General features: G+C 59.9%; 14 protein-coding genes. 2 read left to right on the forward strand and 12 right to left on the reverse strand.

The annotated features are described in order from the left end of the window. Window positions 1–49 precede the first annotated feature (49 nt). Entirely contained in the window at window positions 50–1,414 is a 1,365-nt protein-coding gene (gene cysG, locus QCD69_RS09545; protein WP_301251828.1) for a siroheme synthase CysG, read from the forward strand. A 59-nt stretch (window positions 1,415–1,473) separates the two neighbouring features. Here the strand turns inward: cysG and trpS are convergent, their stop codons facing one another. From trpS to pilM, 12 genes are all read right to left on the reverse strand, one after another. Further along, entirely contained in the window at window positions 1,474–2,475 is a 1,002-nt protein-coding gene (gene trpS / locus QCD69_RS09550; protein ID WP_301251830.1) for a tryptophan--tRNA ligase, read from the reverse strand. 17 nt (window positions 2,476–2,492) lie between these two features. Continuing rightward, on the reverse strand, window positions 2,493–3,170 hold the full coding sequence (locus QCD69_RS09555) for a phosphoglycolate phosphatase (RefSeq protein ID WP_253457655.1): 678 nt from the start codon (window positions 3,168–3,170) through the stop codon (window positions 2,493–2,495). After that, window positions 3,154–3,840, reverse strand: a complete 687-nt coding sequence (rpe, locus tag QCD69_RS09560) for a ribulose-phosphate 3-epimerase (RefSeq protein WP_301251832.1) — start codon at window positions 3,838–3,840, stop codon at window positions 3,154–3,156. Before rpe ends, QCD69_RS09555 begins: the two co-directional genes overlap by 17 nt. A 53-nt stretch (window positions 3,841–3,893) precedes the next feature. Beyond that, entirely contained in the window at window positions 3,894–4,712 is an 819-nt protein-coding gene (dam, locus tag QCD69_RS09565; protein WP_253457652.1) for an adenine-specific DNA-methyltransferase, read from the reverse strand. Window positions 4,713–4,831: 119 nt separating this feature from the next. Then, on the reverse strand, window positions 4,832–5,839 hold the full coding sequence (locus QCD69_RS09570; protein ID WP_301251834.1) for an SPOR domain-containing protein: 1,008 nt from the start codon (window positions 5,837–5,839) through the stop codon (window positions 4,832–4,834). Window positions 5,840–5,901: 62 nt separating this feature from the next. Then, window positions 5,902–6,993: a 3-dehydroquinate synthase gene (aroB, locus tag QCD69_RS09575; RefSeq protein ID WP_253457647.1), complete on the reverse strand. Its 1,092-nt coding sequence runs from the start codon at window positions 6,991–6,993 to the stop codon at window positions 5,902–5,904. Window positions 6,994–7,031: 38 nt separating this feature from the next. Beyond that, window positions 7,032–7,553, reverse strand: coding sequence for a shikimate kinase AroK (gene aroK, locus QCD69_RS09580; RefSeq protein WP_034934892.1), 522 nt, complete (start codon window positions 7,551–7,553; stop codon window positions 7,032–7,034). 389 nt (window positions 7,554–7,942) lie between these two features. Continuing rightward, entirely contained in the window at window positions 7,943–9,205 is a 1,263-nt protein-coding gene (gene hofQ / locus QCD69_RS09585; protein ID WP_301251836.1) for a DNA uptake porin HofQ, read from the reverse strand. Continuing rightward, window positions 9,105–9,557 (reverse strand): hypothetical protein, encoded by a 453-nt coding sequence (locus QCD69_RS09590; protein ID WP_301251837.1) that lies wholly within the window; start codon window positions 9,555–9,557, stop codon window positions 9,105–9,107. The genes hofQ and QCD69_RS09590 overlap by 101 nt, the downstream gene beginning before the upstream one ends. Next, window positions 9,547–10,044, reverse strand: coding sequence for a HofO family protein (locus QCD69_RS09595; protein WP_253457640.1), 498 nt, complete (start codon window positions 10,042–10,044; stop codon window positions 9,547–9,549). The genes QCD69_RS09590 and QCD69_RS09595 overlap by 11 nt, the downstream gene beginning before the upstream one ends. Then, entirely contained in the window at window positions 10,037–10,576 is a 540-nt protein-coding gene (locus tag QCD69_RS09600) for a PilN domain-containing protein (protein ID WP_253457637.1), read from the reverse strand. The genes QCD69_RS09595 and QCD69_RS09600 overlap by 8 nt, the downstream gene beginning before the upstream one ends. Then, window positions 10,576–11,400 (reverse strand): pilus assembly protein PilM, encoded by an 825-nt coding sequence (gene pilM / locus QCD69_RS09605; protein WP_301251839.1) that lies wholly within the window; start codon window positions 11,398–11,400, stop codon window positions 10,576–10,578. Before pilM ends, QCD69_RS09600 begins: the two co-directional genes overlap by 1 nt. A 116-nt stretch (window positions 11,401–11,516) precedes the next feature. On the opposite strand from pilM, the gene mrcA reads away from it, so the two are divergent. Further along, the gene (mrcA, locus tag QCD69_RS09610) at window positions 11,517–14,063 is read left to right on the forward strand and encodes a peptidoglycan glycosyltransferase/peptidoglycan DD-transpeptidase MrcA (protein WP_253457629.1); all 2,547 of its coding nucleotides are present in this window, start codon (window positions 11,517–11,519) and stop codon (window positions 14,061–14,063) included. Window positions 14,064–14,065: the final 2 nt, after the last annotated feature.

The raw sequence follows: 14,065 nt of genomic DNA on the forward strand, positions 1-14,065 counted from the left end.
CTCTTTTTCACGGCCGCGCATTGCGGCCCTTTTTTATTGCGAGCCTCCTGTGAACTGGTTTCCTCTTTTTTGCGACCTGCGCCATAAGACCGTCCTGCTGGTCGGCGGCGGCGCCGTGGCCGAGCGCAAAGCGCGGCTGCTGCTGAAGGCTGGGGCGGATGTCCGCGTCTGCGCCACGCATTTTTCCTCCCCCTTTTACGAATGGCAGCAGGCCGGGAAGCTGACGCTGCGGGAAGCGCGCTTCAGCCCTGAACACCTTGACGGCTGCTGGCTGGCAATAGCGGCGACGGACAGTCATGAGGTCAATCAGCAGGTCAGCGACTACGCCAGCGCCCGGCAGATGTTCTGCAACGTGGTGGACGCGCCTGCCCAGGCCAGCGCCATCATGCCTTCCGTGGTCGATCGTTCGCCGCTGATGATTGCCATTTCCAGCGCTGGCGACGCGCCGGTGATGGCTCGCCTGCTGCGGGAAAAAATCGAAGCGCTGCTGCCGCAGCATTTGGGCAAAGTTGCCGCGTGGGCGGGCGCGTTACGACCACGGGTAAAATCAACCTTTAACGAAGCCGGGCAGCGCAGGCGCTTCTGGGAAAAACTGTTCCACCACGACCGGCTGGCGCAAACGCTCGCCAACGGGGACGATAAGCAGGCGGAAAAGCTGACGGAAGCGCTGTTTAACGAGCCGCTGGCGCAACAGGGCGAAGTGGTGCTGGTCGGCGCCGGGCCAGGCGACGCGGGCCTGCTGACGCTGAAAGGGCTACAGCAGATCCAGCAGGCGGACGTGGTGGTTTACGACAGGCTGGTATCTGAAGAGGTGCTGGAGCTGGTCAGGCGCGATGCGGAAAGGATCTTCGTCGGTAAACGCGCGGGCTATCACTGCGTACCCCAGGAGGAGATCAATCAAATCCTGCTGGAGCAGGCGGGCCAGGGAAAACGCGTGGTGCGGCTGAAAGGCGGCGATCCCTTTATTTTTGGGCGCGGCGCGGAGGAGCTGGAGGCGCTGTCCGGATCGGGCATTCCTTTTTCCGTGGTGCCGGGCATTACCGCCGCGTCGGGCTGCTCGGCCTACAGCGGCATCCCGCTTACCCATCGCGATTATGCGCAGAGCGTGCGGCTGGTGACCGGCCACGTGCAGAAAAACGGTGAGCTGGACTGGCAAAACCTGGCGGCGGAGCGGCAGACGCTGGTGTTCTATATGGGTCTGACGCAGGCGGCGGAGATCCAGCGGCAGCTGCTGGCGCACGGTATGAGCGGCGGGATGCCGGTGGCGCTGGTGGAAAACGGCACCTCGACCCGACAACGCGTTGTGGCAGGGCAGCTGAGCGAGCTGGCCGAGCTGGCCACGCAGGCGCAAAGCCCGTCGTTGATTATCATCGGTCGGGTGGTGGCCTTACGCGAGCCGCTGCGCTGGTTTTAGCCAGCCCATAAAAAACGGCGCCCCGGACTGACTTTCAAGGGCGCCGTTCAGGTTAGCCGTTACGGCTGGGCGACAAAGCCTACGGCTTCGTAGACTTTTTTCAGCGTTTCCTGCGCCTGAGCGCGAGCTTTCACCGCGCCGTCACGCATAACCTGCTCCAGGAAAGCCTCATCATTGCGATAACGATGATAGCGCTCCTGCAGCTCGCTCAGCATCCCGGAAACCGTATCGGCTACCGCGCCTTTCAGGTGCCCGTACATCTGGCCTTCAAACTGCTTTTCCAGATCGGGAATGCTGGTGCCGGTGACGCCGGACAGGATATCCAACAGGTTAGAAACGCCCGCTTTGTTTTTTACGTCATAGCGCACGACCGGCGGCTCGTCGCCATCGGTCATGGCGCGCTTAATCTTCTTGACCACCGACTTCGGATCTTCCAGCAGGCCGATCACGTTGTTGCGGTTATCGTCCGACTTGGACATCTTTTTGGTCGGCTCCAGCAGCGACATGACGCGCGCGCCGGATTTCGGAATAAACGGCTCCGGCACCTTAAACACATCGCCATAGAGCGCATTGAAACGCGCGGCCACGTCGCGGCTCAGCTCCAGATGCTGCTTCTGATCTTCGCCAACCGGCACCTGCGTGGTCTGGTAAAGCAGGATATCCGCCGCCATCAGCACCGGATAATCGAACAGGCCCGCGTTGATATTCTCTTCATAGCGTGCGGATTTGTCCTTGAACTGCGTCATGCGGCTCAGCTCGCCGAAATAGGTATAGCAGTTCAGGATCCAGCTCAGCTGCGTGTGCTCCGGCACGTGCGACTGCACGAAGATAGTGCTTTTCTGGGGATCGATGCCGCAGGCCAGATAGAGCGCCAGCGTATCCAGGGTCGCTTTACGCAGCGCAGCCGGATCCTGACGTACCGTAATGGCATGAAGATCGACAATGCAGTAAATGCAGTTGTAGTCGTCCTGCATGCTGACCCACTGACGCAACGCTCCCATATAGTTACCGATGGTCAGTTCGCCGGAAGGCTGCGCGCCGCTAAATACGATGGGTTTCATCTTTTTCGTCCTGGTCGTTACAGCCCTAATGCGGGCAACAAATCATTAAAATGGTCAAGCACCAGCGTCGGCTGGCTGCTCGCAATCGGCTCGCCGTAGTTATAGCCGTAGGTCAGCCCTACGCAGGGCGTGCCCGCCGCTTTCGCCGCCTGAATATCGTTGCGGGAATCGCCCACGAACAGCAGTTCGCCGGGCAGCAGGCCAAACTTGCCCAGCACCAGAAACAGCGGGGCCGGATGCGGTTTTTTCGCCGTCACGTCGTCGCCGCCGATAATCAGCGAAAAGCAGTCGTCAATGCCGAGCGAGGCCAGCAAAGGCGCGACAAACGGCGTCGGCTTGTTGGTCACGATAGCCATCGGCATCCCGGTGGCCGCCAGTTTTTGCAGGCCTTCTTTCACGCCGGGGAAGAGTTTACTGCCGCTTTCGACAACGACAGCATAATGCTTATCAAGCAGCACCCGCGCGTCGCGCAGCAGATCGCTTTCCGGCGCGTGTCCCAGCGCCCAGGTCAGCGCGCGTTCAATCAGCACGTCCGCGCCGTTGCCAATCCAGGTGGAGACGCGCGCCAGACCCGCCGCCGGAAGGTTGAGCGACTGCAAAGCGGCGTCTACCGCGCTGGTCAGGCCCGGCGCGCTGTCGGTCAGCGTGCCGTCAAGATCGAACGCCAGCGCGCGAATATCAGTGAAATGAGCCATGACGAGATTTCTCCAGTTCCGTGCGCATATCATCAATGACTTTTTTATAGTCAGGCTGATTGAAAATAGCGGATCCGGCCACGAACATATCGGCGCCGGCCGCGGCGATTTCGCCGATGTTTTCTGTCTTCACGCCGCCGTCCACTTCCAGGCGAATATCGTAGCCGCTTTGGTCGATTAGCTTACGGGCCTGGCGCAGCTTGTCCAGCGTGCCGGGAATAAACGACTGACCGCCGAAGCCCGGGTTAACGGACATGATCAGCACCACGTCGATTTTGTCCATAACGTAGTCCAGATAGCTGAGCGACGTGGCCGGGTTAAACACCAGCCCTGCTTTACAGCCATGCTCTCTGATCAGCTGTAGCGTGCGGTCAACATGCTCGGACGCTTCCGGGTGGAAGGTGATATAGCTGGCACCAGCCTTGGCAAAATCGGGGATCAGGCGATCGACCGGTTTCACCATCAGGTGCACATCGATCGGGGCGGTAATGCCGTAATTACGCAGCGCTTTCAGCACCATCGGCCCCATAGTCAGATTGGGCACGTAGTGATTATCCATGACGTCGAAATGCACGACATCGCCACCGGCAGCCAGCGCTTTAGCCGTGTCTTCGCCCAGGCGAGCAAAGTCTGCAGACAGAATTGACGGAGCGAGCAAAAACTTTTTCATCCATTTCTCCCAATTTAGCGCGCCTGGCGACAGGCACGTAGTGCTGTTGAGGATCAGTCGCTGCTAAACAGCGCCAGCAGCTCGTTGACCTGCAAACGCCCGCTGCCGCTGCGGCTGATCGAGCGACGAGCTTTAATCTGATGCAGCTGCGCGGCCTGATACCACTCGCGGGTCAGCGGCGTATCGTGATTGGAGATCAGTACCGGAATACGGCTTTCACGCGCCAGCTTCTCCGCCAGCTCCGCCAGGTGCTGCTGCTGCGCCAGGCTAAAGCTGTTGGTGTGGTAAGCGGTGAAATTTGCCGTGGCCGACAGCGGCGCATAGGGCGGATCGCAGTAGACCACCGATCCCGGCTCCGCCCGACCCAGCGTATCAGCGTATGATTCGCAGATAAAGGTGGCGTTTTGCGACCGCTCGGAGAACCAGTACAGCTCATCCTGAGGAAAATAGGGTTTGCGGTAGCGGCCAAAAGGTACGTTAAACTCGCCGCTTAAATTGTAGCGGCACAGTCCATTGTAGCAGTGGCGGTTAAGGTACAAAAACAGCACGCTGCGGCGCCAGGCATCAGTAGATCGATTAAACTCCAGCCGGCGAGCGTAGTAGAACTCAGCGTCGTTGCTTTCGGTCGTGAACAGCTGGCTGGCATCCGCCACAAACTCGTCCGCGCGATCTCTTACCACGTTGTACAGGTTGATCAAATCTTTGTTGATATCCGCCAGCACGTAGCGCGAGAAATGCGTATTGAGGAATACGGACCCTGCGCCAACGAAGGGTTCAATCAGGCAATCCCCTTCCGGCAGGTGACGCTGGATATCGTTAAGCAGCGGGAACTTGCCGCCCGCCCATTTTAAAAAAGCGCGATTTTTTTTCATGCCGTCGTTTTATTACACTTACTCTTCTGGCTGCGGTTACACCGACAGCATATCTGCGCTTTAAATTACCAGCCCGCATAACGCGGGCTGGCAGAGAACATCGTCAGGCTCAATAGCCGTTAATTTGCTGACTCTTTTTTCACCTGGCTGACAGGTTTCACCCAGGGGTTTTTCGCCTGCACCTCTGACGGCAGCGAAGCTACCGCGCGTTTTGCATCTGCCGGCGTGGCGTAAGCGCCGCTTACCAGTACGTACCAGGGCTGGCCGTTGCGCGTGGTTTTATACACGTGATAGCCGCTCAGGTTCTGCTTTTTCGCCCACGCGTTAAGCGTATCGGGACGCGAAGCGCTGCTCAGCTGCAACGTATAGTTGCCGCCGGTTACCGCAGCAGGCGCGGCTACCGGCGCGCTGTGGCTCTCTTTCGCGACCGGTTTCGCCGCCGCAGGTTTGTGCGTGGCGGGTCTGGTGTGCTGCTGAGGCGCGGCAGGCTGACGCGTAGCCGAACGTGCAGGCGCAGGCTGAGACGTCTGCGGCGCGGTGACCGGTTTGCCAGCAGTGCCGCCGCCCGCAACGGTCGCCGGTGCCAGCGGCAGCGAGCTGCCCTGCATATCCGTGCTGGCCGCATCCACCTGATTCTGCTGGTTAGAGAGCGCGCTATTGAGATCGCCCGGCAGCTCGACGCGCTGTTGGCCCGCCGGGGTCTGCACGGGCTGCGCTTCGGTCGGCGTGGAGGCGACTGGCGGGGCACTCAGTTCCTGAGGTGCATTACCGGATGCGGCTGAGCCCTCGGCAGGCTGCCCGCCCGCGCCAGAGGCGCTTGCATCAGCGCCAGGCTGCTGCGCGCCGCTCTGTCCGCTCATGGAAGAAGAGCCGGTCAGATCGATATTTTTATCGCTGCCGCCGGAGGTGGCCGGCGTCTGGGCGGCTTTTTTATCGCCGCTGTCCGACGAGTTCAGCGTTGAACCGATGCCAAGCACGATCAGCAGCAGCACCAGCACGCCTACCCCCATCATCAGATGCTGGCGTGATACCGGCACCTTAGGGGCAGAGGACGTTTTTCGCGCTCGCTGTGGACGGCGATCGCTGGTATCAGGCTTTAACTCATCTTCCGGTTTAAAATCGTCCATTTCACCTCCTCCGGTAAAGCAGCCGCGCCGCTTTACGTGTACGCCAGTAGTTAACTAACGGCTCAGGCCGGTTTCTGACAGTCGTTAATCGCTGCCAGCACCGTATCATGCGCAACGCCGCCGCGCACGCAGGCCTGTCCTAAAGCCAGCGGCAGCACCAGACGCAGCTCGCCCGCCAGCACTTTTTTATCACGCAGCATATGCGGCAGATAATCCGTCGCCGCCATGCTCTCCGGGCCGTGCACCGGCAGTCCGGCACGCTGCAGCAGGCTGATGATCCTGTCGGTATCGCCAGCGGAAAACTCGCCCAGCCGCTCTGCGGTACGCGCGGCCATCACCATGCCAGCCGCCACGGCCTCGCCATGCAGCCAGTTGCCGTAGCCCATATGCGCTTCGATGGCGTGTCCGTAAGTGTGGCCCAGATTCAGCAACGCGCGCTGCCCCATTTCGCGCTCGTCGGCGGCGACGACCTCGGCTTTCAGCTCGCAGCAGCGGCGAATACAGTAGGCCATCGCCTTGCCGTCCAGCGCCAGCAGCGCATCCAGGTTAGCTTCCAGCCAGCAGAAGAACTCACCGTCGAGGATGATGCCGTATTTGATCACTTCCGCAAGACCTGACGCCAGCTCGCGAGCGGGCAGGCTGCTCAGGCAGTTGATATCGATCACTACCGAAGCCGGCTGATAGAACGCGCCGATCATGTTCTTGCCAAGGGGATGATTAACGGCCGTTTTGCCGCCAACGGAGGAGTCCACCTGCGACAGCAGCGTGGTAGGAACCTGAATAAACCGCACGCCGCGCTGGTAGCTGGCCGCCGCGAAACCGGTCAGATCGCCAATCACGCCGCCGCCCAGGGCAATCAGCGTGGTATCGCGACCGTGCGGTTTTTCCAGCAGCGCGGTAAAGACCCGATCCATCACCGCCAGCGTTTTGTGCTGCTCGCCATCGGGCAGGATCACCTGGTCCACTTCTATACCAGCGCTTTCCAGCCGCTGACGAACAGGTTGAAGATAAAGCGGTGCCAGCGTGTCGTTAGTGACCAGCATTGCCCGCTCGCCCGCCTTAAGCGGCCAAAAAGAAGCCGGATCGTTAAACAGTCCGGCAGCGATGGTAATGGGGTAACTGCGTTCCCCCAGAGTGACGGTAATCTTCTCCATGAAGCACTCCTTTTCGGCCCGCAGGCGGAGCAGAGCCGCTAGCTCTTTTCCAGCATGTTAATGATTTGATTTGCGACGACTTTAGCACTTTGGTCATCGGTACGAATGGTGACGTCAGCAATCTCTTCATACAGCGGATTACGTTCGTCCGCCAACGCTTCCAGCACTTCGCGCGGTGGAGAATCCACCTGCAGCAAAGGACGCTTTTTATCGCGCTGCGTACGAGCCAGCTGTTTTTCGATCGTGGTCTCCAGATAGACCACCACGCCGCGAGCGGAAAGACGGTTGCGTGTTTCGCGAGACTTAACGGAACCGCCGCCGGTCGCCAGGACAATGCCCTGCTTCTCGGTGAGTTCGTTAATGATCTTTTCTTCGCGATCGCGGAAGCCTTCTTCGCCTTCGACGTCGAACACCCAGCCCACATCCGCTCCGGTACGTCGCTCAATTTCTTGATCGGAATCGAAAAATTCCATATTGAGTTGCTGAGCTAACTGACGCCCAATAGTGCTTTTGCCGGCACCCATAGGCCCAACCAGAAAGATATTGCGTTTCTCTGCCATTTTTTCGGTATTACTAAGACAATTCGTTAATGATACCCCGTCCTACAGCGGACAGGACATGAACTGAAACCTCATGAGCGATAGTGCGAGAGTCAGAGGAAAATTATCTCAACACTGAAGGTGTTTTGGCAACCGATTAAATTGACCTTGCCCATTGCGCCCACAGCTGGCGCGTTCAGTCCGCTTCATTTATCACGCCGATGTCACAGCATCGGTTACGCCGGTTGCGCACGATAAAAAACGGGTAAATGCTTTTTCTTAAAGCCAAACCGAGGCCTGTAATTCAAAAATCGCTAAACCTTGTAAGCTAATTCCGCCCTTGCGTCAAACGCATATGGCTGCAATCCGCTAAAAAAGCACTCGCTCGCTCAGTTTGTTACAAAAAAGCTTTACTCGTCACGAATCAGTCTTGGGGTAATGAAGATCACCAGCTCACGTTTTTTTTGGCCGGTAGTCGCATGGCGAAAAAGCGCGCCCAACAGCGGTACAGAGCCAAGAAACGGCACCCGGCTCTGCCCTTTTGCGCGCTGCTGCTGGAAGATGCCGCCCAGCGCCAGCGTTTCACCATCTTTCAGCGTGACCTGGGTCTGGATCTCCTGTTTATCGATGGCGATATATTCGCCCTCGCCGCTGCGTACCGTACTGCCGGGCAGGTTCTGGCTGATATGCAGCTTTAGCATGATGCGGCCGTTCGGCTGCACGTAAGGCGTTACGTCCATGCCTAAGACCGCCTCCCTGAACTCCACGCTGGTTTTACCGTTGCTGCCGCTGGAGACCTCATAGGGGATTTCGGTGCCCTGCTTAATACTGGCGGGCTGCTGATGCGAGGTGAACAGTCGGGGACTGGCGATAATCTCCAGTTTGTTTTCCTGCTCCAGCGCGTTCAGCTCCAGATCCAGCATCCTGCCGTTCAGGCGCGCCAGGGTAAAGCCTAAGGCCAGTGCGGGATTAGCCACCGGTAGATCAACGCGCAGCTGGCTGACCCGCAGCGCGCGGGCGATCTGCTCTTCGCCGCCCAGGCCCCAGCGCACGCCCAGCTCGCGCAGGCTCTCTTCGCTGAGGGTAACGATATGCGCGGCGAGTTCGACCTGCTCCAGCGGCGTATCCAATGCCGTGACCCAGCGCTGGATCTCGTTCAGCGCGGCTCGGGTGTCGCGCAGGATCAGGCTGTTGGTGCGTTTATCTACCGTCACGCTGCCGCGCGAACTCAGCAGCTTCGCCTGCGCGCTCTGCAGGCTGCCGTAGACTTTTTCCGCCTCTGCATAGCGCAGCGGCAACGCCAGCGTATCAAGCGGCAGCGCCTTTTCCGCCTCCTCCCGCTCAAGCGTTTGCCGTCGCTGCTGCTCTTCCTGCCAGCCCTGCGGGAAAACCAGCAGCACGTTGCCTTCTTTATTCACCTTCAGCTTCGCCAGGCGGGAAACCAGCGTCAGCGCCTGCTGCCAGCTGACCTCTTTTAAACGGACGGAAAGCCGTCCCTCGACGCCGGGCGCAACCAGCAAATTCAGCTGCTGATAGTCCGCCAGCGCCTGAAGAATTTGCCCGACAGGCGCGTCATCGAACGCCAGGGAAAGCGGCGCCGGGCTGCCCCGCAATGGCGTTGCCAGCCATAGCGGCAGCAGGAGAAGAACTTTCCACAGGCGAAGGTGTTTCATAAAGGCTTCCTTGCAAGTTAATCCTTAAAGGCGCGCTGCACGGCGTGGCGGCCGCCAGCGTAATGCCCAGCGCGGTGACGTCCCGCAGCTGCCAGTAAGCGTCCGGCCAGCTCTGCGCAGCCCATAATTTACCGCTGCCGCTACGGGTCACCAGCCAGGCGCGGTAGTTCGCTGGCCGACCGATGATGCCGCGCAGCTGCGGCGGCGGCATGGGTAACAGGGGGTCACAAAACATGTTTTCCGGCGGCGAAAAGGGATCGCGGGCCGCCAGCGCGCTACACCCCAGCAGCAGCGCAGCCACCAGTATTACCGGGCGTTTTAGCCAATCTTTTAAAAAGGCACTAGCGTTCATATTGCACCACCAGATTTAACCGCAGCTGTTCATCCACCCGCTTCAGGCTGAACTGCGCCAGCCTGACGGCGGGTTGCCGCTCGCTCAGATAGCGAAACGCGGACTGCAGCTGCGGCCAGCTAAGCAGCAGGGTTAATTCGCCGCCCTGAGGCGTTGGCTGCCAGCCCTGTAAACGGTTGCCCGCCGCCTCGCTCAGCTGTAGCCACGAGAAAGGCCGCGCCGCCCCAGGCCGTAACGCCAGTTGCAGGCCAGCGATATCCGCTTCGGCTTCGTGCAGCGAGCTTCGCTGTTGCAAATTGTGCAGCAGCAGCCGATAGCGCTTGTGCTCCTGTTGCCGCTGCTGCGCCACCTGTAAAGCCTGCTGCTGAAGAGGCCGCAGCCAGACCTGGCGTACCATCAGCGCGCCCGTGATAAAGCAGAGCACCAGCAACAGCAGCCTTAGCCAGAACGGCAAAGCGAGCCAGCGATGCAGCAGAACGCTACTCATGTTCCTGTTCCGGCAGCGTGGCCTCCAGGCTGAAGCGGATAATGCCCTTTCCGTCGCGGCTGAGCCTGCCGGTGTTGACCTGTTGAAACAGGTGAAACCGCTCTAACTGCTGACGAAACGCCTCAACTTCAGCCAGCCGCAGGCAAAATCCGGTGACGGTCAGACTCTGCGCGGTTTTGCTGATTTCGCTCAGCCAGAGCGCCGCTGGCAGGGTTGCGGCCAGGTCACGCGTAAATGCCTGCCACTCGCGCAGGCGCGCCTGCCTGCCTTCACTGATGGCCAGCGCGCGTCGAAGCGTATCGCGCCGGGCTTCCAGACGAGCCAGGCGAGCGCTGAGCCTGTCGAGCTGGTCGTTAGTCTCTTTCAGCCAGCGCAAGCCGGTCTGCTGCCGCTTGCCGAGCGTCTGCTGCTCCAGTAAGGGCATCGTCAGCGCGAGCAACAGAACCAGTAGCGCCATAAGCAACAGGCCGTCGCGGCGCAGCTGTTGGCGCTGCCGCTGCCGACGCCAGGGAAGAAAATTTACCCAGACCATCAGGCGTCCTCCGGCCGCAGCGCCAGCCCGGCGGCCAGCGCAAAAGCGCCGCTGTACGCGGGCAACGGCAGCGACTTAAAAGCGAAAGCCGCCAGCGGCTCCAGCCACAGCGCATTGGCAGGCAGCGCTTCCGGCAAGGCCGAGCTATAGTAAAGCGTGGCCGCATCGGCGAGGTATTTTTCGCGCAGCGCCGCCAGGTTGGCCGCTTCATCAGCGGGACACCACCCCCATGGCGGCTGTAGCCGCGCGCCAAACCAGAGCCAGTGGTCGGGTAAACGGTGCACCAGCACGGCATCCGGGCTGAGCCGCAGGCTTTGCGCCAGCGCAAACAGCGCGGCCGGGGCCAGCTCCAGCACCCGAGGGTTGAGTCCCGCCGTCTTCAGCATCGATAGCCAGTCATGAACCGCGTCCCGGCGGGCGGCGGTCAGCCACAGCTGCCCGCTGTCGGCAGCTGCCTGGCGGTAGTCAAGCGCAAGTTTTTCAGGCTCTATCGGAAAAAATCGCTTCGCCGCGGCCGCGATATAGCTGCTACGCTCTGGTTCACGCAGTGAGATTTGCGGCAGCGCCAGCGCGTGCTGCAACGCCAGCCGGGCGGGAAAGCCGACGCGCAGCGAGATCTGCCGCGGCAGCCGTTTTCGCCACTGTCGCAGCAGGGGAATAAGCGGGTCGGGCCGTTGCACCAGCCCGTTGGTTAACGTATCGTGCGGCAGCGCATGTTGCCACCAGTGGCGCAGTTGCCAGCCGTTACGACGGTATTGAATACCCAGGGCGCAAAGCTGTCCGTTCTGAATATCCAGGCCGACTTGCCATGTCTGAAATGCCATTTCGCGCGGTCTCCCTGCTCAGTAGAAAAATGATGTATCCAGGCCTCTGGCTTGCCTTTATACTACCGCGCGATTGTTTATAAACTGTCCAGGCGACTTAAGATGGAAAATATCAGGTGAAGTTCGTAAAGTATTTTTTGATCCTTGCAGTGTGTTGCATTTTGTTGGGAGCCGGCTCGATTTATGGTCTGTATCAGTACATACAGCCGCAGCTGCCCGATGTCGCCACGCTGAAAGATGTCCGGCTGCAAACGCCCATGCAGGTCTACAGCGCGGATAACGAGCTGATTGCTCAATACGGCGAAAAGCGCCGCATCCCGTTAAAGCTTGGGCAGATCCCGCCCGTCATGGTCAAGGCCTTTATCGCTACCGAAGACAGCCGCTTTTATGAGCATCACGGTATCGATCCTATCGGCATTTTCCGCGCGGTAAGCATTGCGCTGGTTTCCGGCCACGCTTCCCAGGGCGCCAGTACCATCACACAGCAGCTGGCCCGTAACTTTTTCCTCAGCCCCGAGCGTACGCTGATGCGTAAAATCAAGGAGGCTTTTCTCGCCATTCGCATTGAGCAGATGATGAGCAAAGACGAAATCCTTGAGCTTTACCTGAACAAAATCTATCTGGGCTACCGCGCCTATGGCGTGGGCGCCGCTGCACAGGTCTATTTCGGCAAAAATGTCGATCAACTCTCGCTGGGCGAGATGGCGATGATCGCCGGTCTGCCTAAAGCGCCATCGACCTTTAACCCGCTCTATTCCCCTACTCGCGCGCTGTCTCGTCGCAACGTCGTGCTCAGCCGCATGCTGGATCAGAATTACATTACGCAGGCGCAGTATGACGAAGCGCGCCTTTCGCCGCTGGAAGCGCACTATCACGCGCCGGAAATCGCCTTCTCCGCCCCTTATCTGACCGAGATGGTGCGTCAGGAGATGGTGAAACGCTACGGCGACAACGCGTATAACGACGGCTTTAAAGTCACCACGACCATTACCCGTAAATTACAGCTGGGCGCGCAGAAAGCGTTGCAGGACAACGTGCTGAATTACGATATGCGTCATGGCTACCGCGGCCCGGCCAACGTGCTGTGGAAAGTCGGCCAGACCGCCTGGGGCCGTACGGAGATCCTGAAAACGCTGAAGGCGCTGCCGGTTTACGGCCCGCTCTTCCCGGCGGTGGTAACCGAAGCCAACCGCGAAGAAGCCACGGTACTGATGCGCGACGGCAGCAGCGTGACGCTGAACCTGGCTGGCGTACGCTGGGCGCGGCCTTATAAATCCGATACCGTCCAGGGCCGCACGCCGACTTCCGTGACCGAAGTGGTGCAGCCGGGCCAGCAGATTTGGGTTCGCCAGATGGATACCGGCTGGTGGCTGGCGCAGGTGCCGGACGTTAACTCGTCGCTGGTTTCGCTGGATCCGCACAACGGCGCCGTTCGCGCACTGGTAGGCGGTTTCGACTTTAACCTGAGCAAATTTAACCGCGCGACCCAGGCGCTGCGCCAGGTAGGCTCGAACATCAAGCCGTTCCTGTATACCGCAGCGATGGATCGCGGGCTGACGCTGGCCTCTATCCTGAACGACGTGCCGATCTCCCGCTGGGATGCCGGCTCGGGCGCCGACTGGCGGCCAAAAAACTCACCGGCGACCTACGACGGCCCGATCCGCCTGCGTCAGGGGCTGGGTCAGTCCAAGAACGTGGTCATGGTGCGCGCCATGCGTGCGATGGGCGTTGATTACGCCGCGCAGTATCTGCAACGCTTTGGCTTCCCGGCGCAGAATATCGTGCACACCGAATCGCTGGCGCTTGGCTCCGCTTCGTTTACGCCATTGCAGATGGTGCGCGGCTATTCGGTGATGGCCAACGGCGGCTTCCTGGTCGATCCTTTCTTTATCAGCAAGATTGAGGATGAACAGGGCAATACGCTGTTTGAAGCCAGGCCGAAAGTAGCCTGCCCGGAATGCAATCTGCCGGTGATTTACGGCGAGACGCAGAAAGCGGTAGCGCTGAATGAAGACAGCGTGGAAAACCCGACGGTATCGCAGCAGGGCGGCAACGCAGTCGTTCCGCAGCCGCAGCTGGAGCAGGTTTCCCAGCCGCCACAGCAGGATGAACAGTACGCGCCGCACGTGATCAACACGCCGCTCTCTTTCCTGATCAAAAGCGCGATGAACTCCAATATCTTTGGCGAACCGGGCTGGATGGGCACCGGCTGGCGCGCAGGACGCGATCTGAAGCGCAACGATATCGGCGGTAAAACGGGCACCACCAACAGCTCGAAAGACGCCTGGTTCTCAGGCTATGGTCCGGGCGTGGTGACCTCTGTGTGGATCGGCTTTGACGATCACCGCCGCGATTTGGGCCGAACGACCGCTTCCGGCGCGATTAAAGATCAGATTTCAGGCTATGAAGGCGGCGCGAAGAGCGCTCAGCCAGCGTGGGACGACTACATGAAGGTCGCGCTGGATGGCGTACCGGTGCAGCCGCTGACGCCGCCTGAAGGCGTGGTTACCGTCACCATCGATCGCCGTACCGGCAAGCTGGCCAACGGCGGCGGCAATACCCGTCAGGAGTACTTTATCAACGGCACACAGCCGACCGAGTATTCCGTCCATGATGTCGGCACCACGCTGATGGACAACGGCGAAAGCCACGAGCTGTTCTGATG

It is taken from the genome of Erwinia sp. PsM31 (genome assembly GCF_030433775.1).
Lineage (GTDB): Bacteria > Pseudomonadota > Gammaproteobacteria > Enterobacterales > Enterobacteriaceae > Erwinia > Erwinia aeris.

Excerpts from the sequence above, each read along its gene's own strand:
- trpS (WP_301251830.1), bottom strand. The coding sequence starts at position 2,475 with ATGAAACCCATCGTATTTAGCGGCGCGCAGCCTTCCGGCGAACTGACC.
- QCD69_RS09555 (WP_253457655.1), bottom strand. The coding sequence starts at position 3,170 with ATGGCTCATTTCACTGATATTCGCGCGCTGGCGTTCGATCTTGACGGC.
- rpe (WP_301251832.1), bottom strand. The coding sequence starts at position 3,840 with ATGAAAAAGTTTTTGCTCGCTCCGTCAATTCTGTCTGCAGACTTTGCT.
- dam (WP_253457652.1), bottom strand. The coding sequence starts at position 4,712 with ATGAAAAAAAATCGCGCTTTTTTAAAATGGGCGGGCGGCAAGTTCCCG.
- QCD69_RS09570 (WP_301251834.1), bottom strand. The coding sequence starts at position 5,839 with ATGGACGATTTTAAACCGGAAGATGAGTTAAAGCCTGATACCAGCGAT.
- aroB (WP_253457647.1), bottom strand. The coding sequence starts at position 6,993 with ATGGAGAAGATTACCGTCACTCTGGGGGAACGCAGTTACCCCATTACC.
- aroK (WP_034934892.1), bottom strand. The coding sequence starts at position 7,553 with ATGGCAGAGAAACGCAATATCTTTCTGGTTGGGCCTATGGGTGCCGGC.
- hofQ (WP_301251836.1), bottom strand. The coding sequence starts at position 9,205 with ATGAAACACCTTCGCCTGTGGAAAGTTCTTCTCCTGCTGCCGCTATGG.
- QCD69_RS09590 (WP_301251837.1), bottom strand. The coding sequence starts at position 9,557 with ATGAACGCTAGTGCCTTTTTAAAAGATTGGCTAAAACGCCCGGTAATA.
- QCD69_RS09595 (WP_253457640.1), bottom strand. The coding sequence starts at position 10,044 with ATGAGTAGCGTTCTGCTGCATCGCTGGCTCGCTTTGCCGTTCTGGCTA.
- QCD69_RS09600 (WP_253457637.1), bottom strand. The coding sequence starts at position 10,576 with ATGGTCTGGGTAAATTTTCTTCCCTGGCGTCGGCAGCGGCAGCGCCAA.
- pilM (WP_301251839.1), bottom strand. The coding sequence starts at position 11,400 with ATGGCATTTCAGACATGGCAAGTCGGCCTGGATATTCAGAACGGACAG.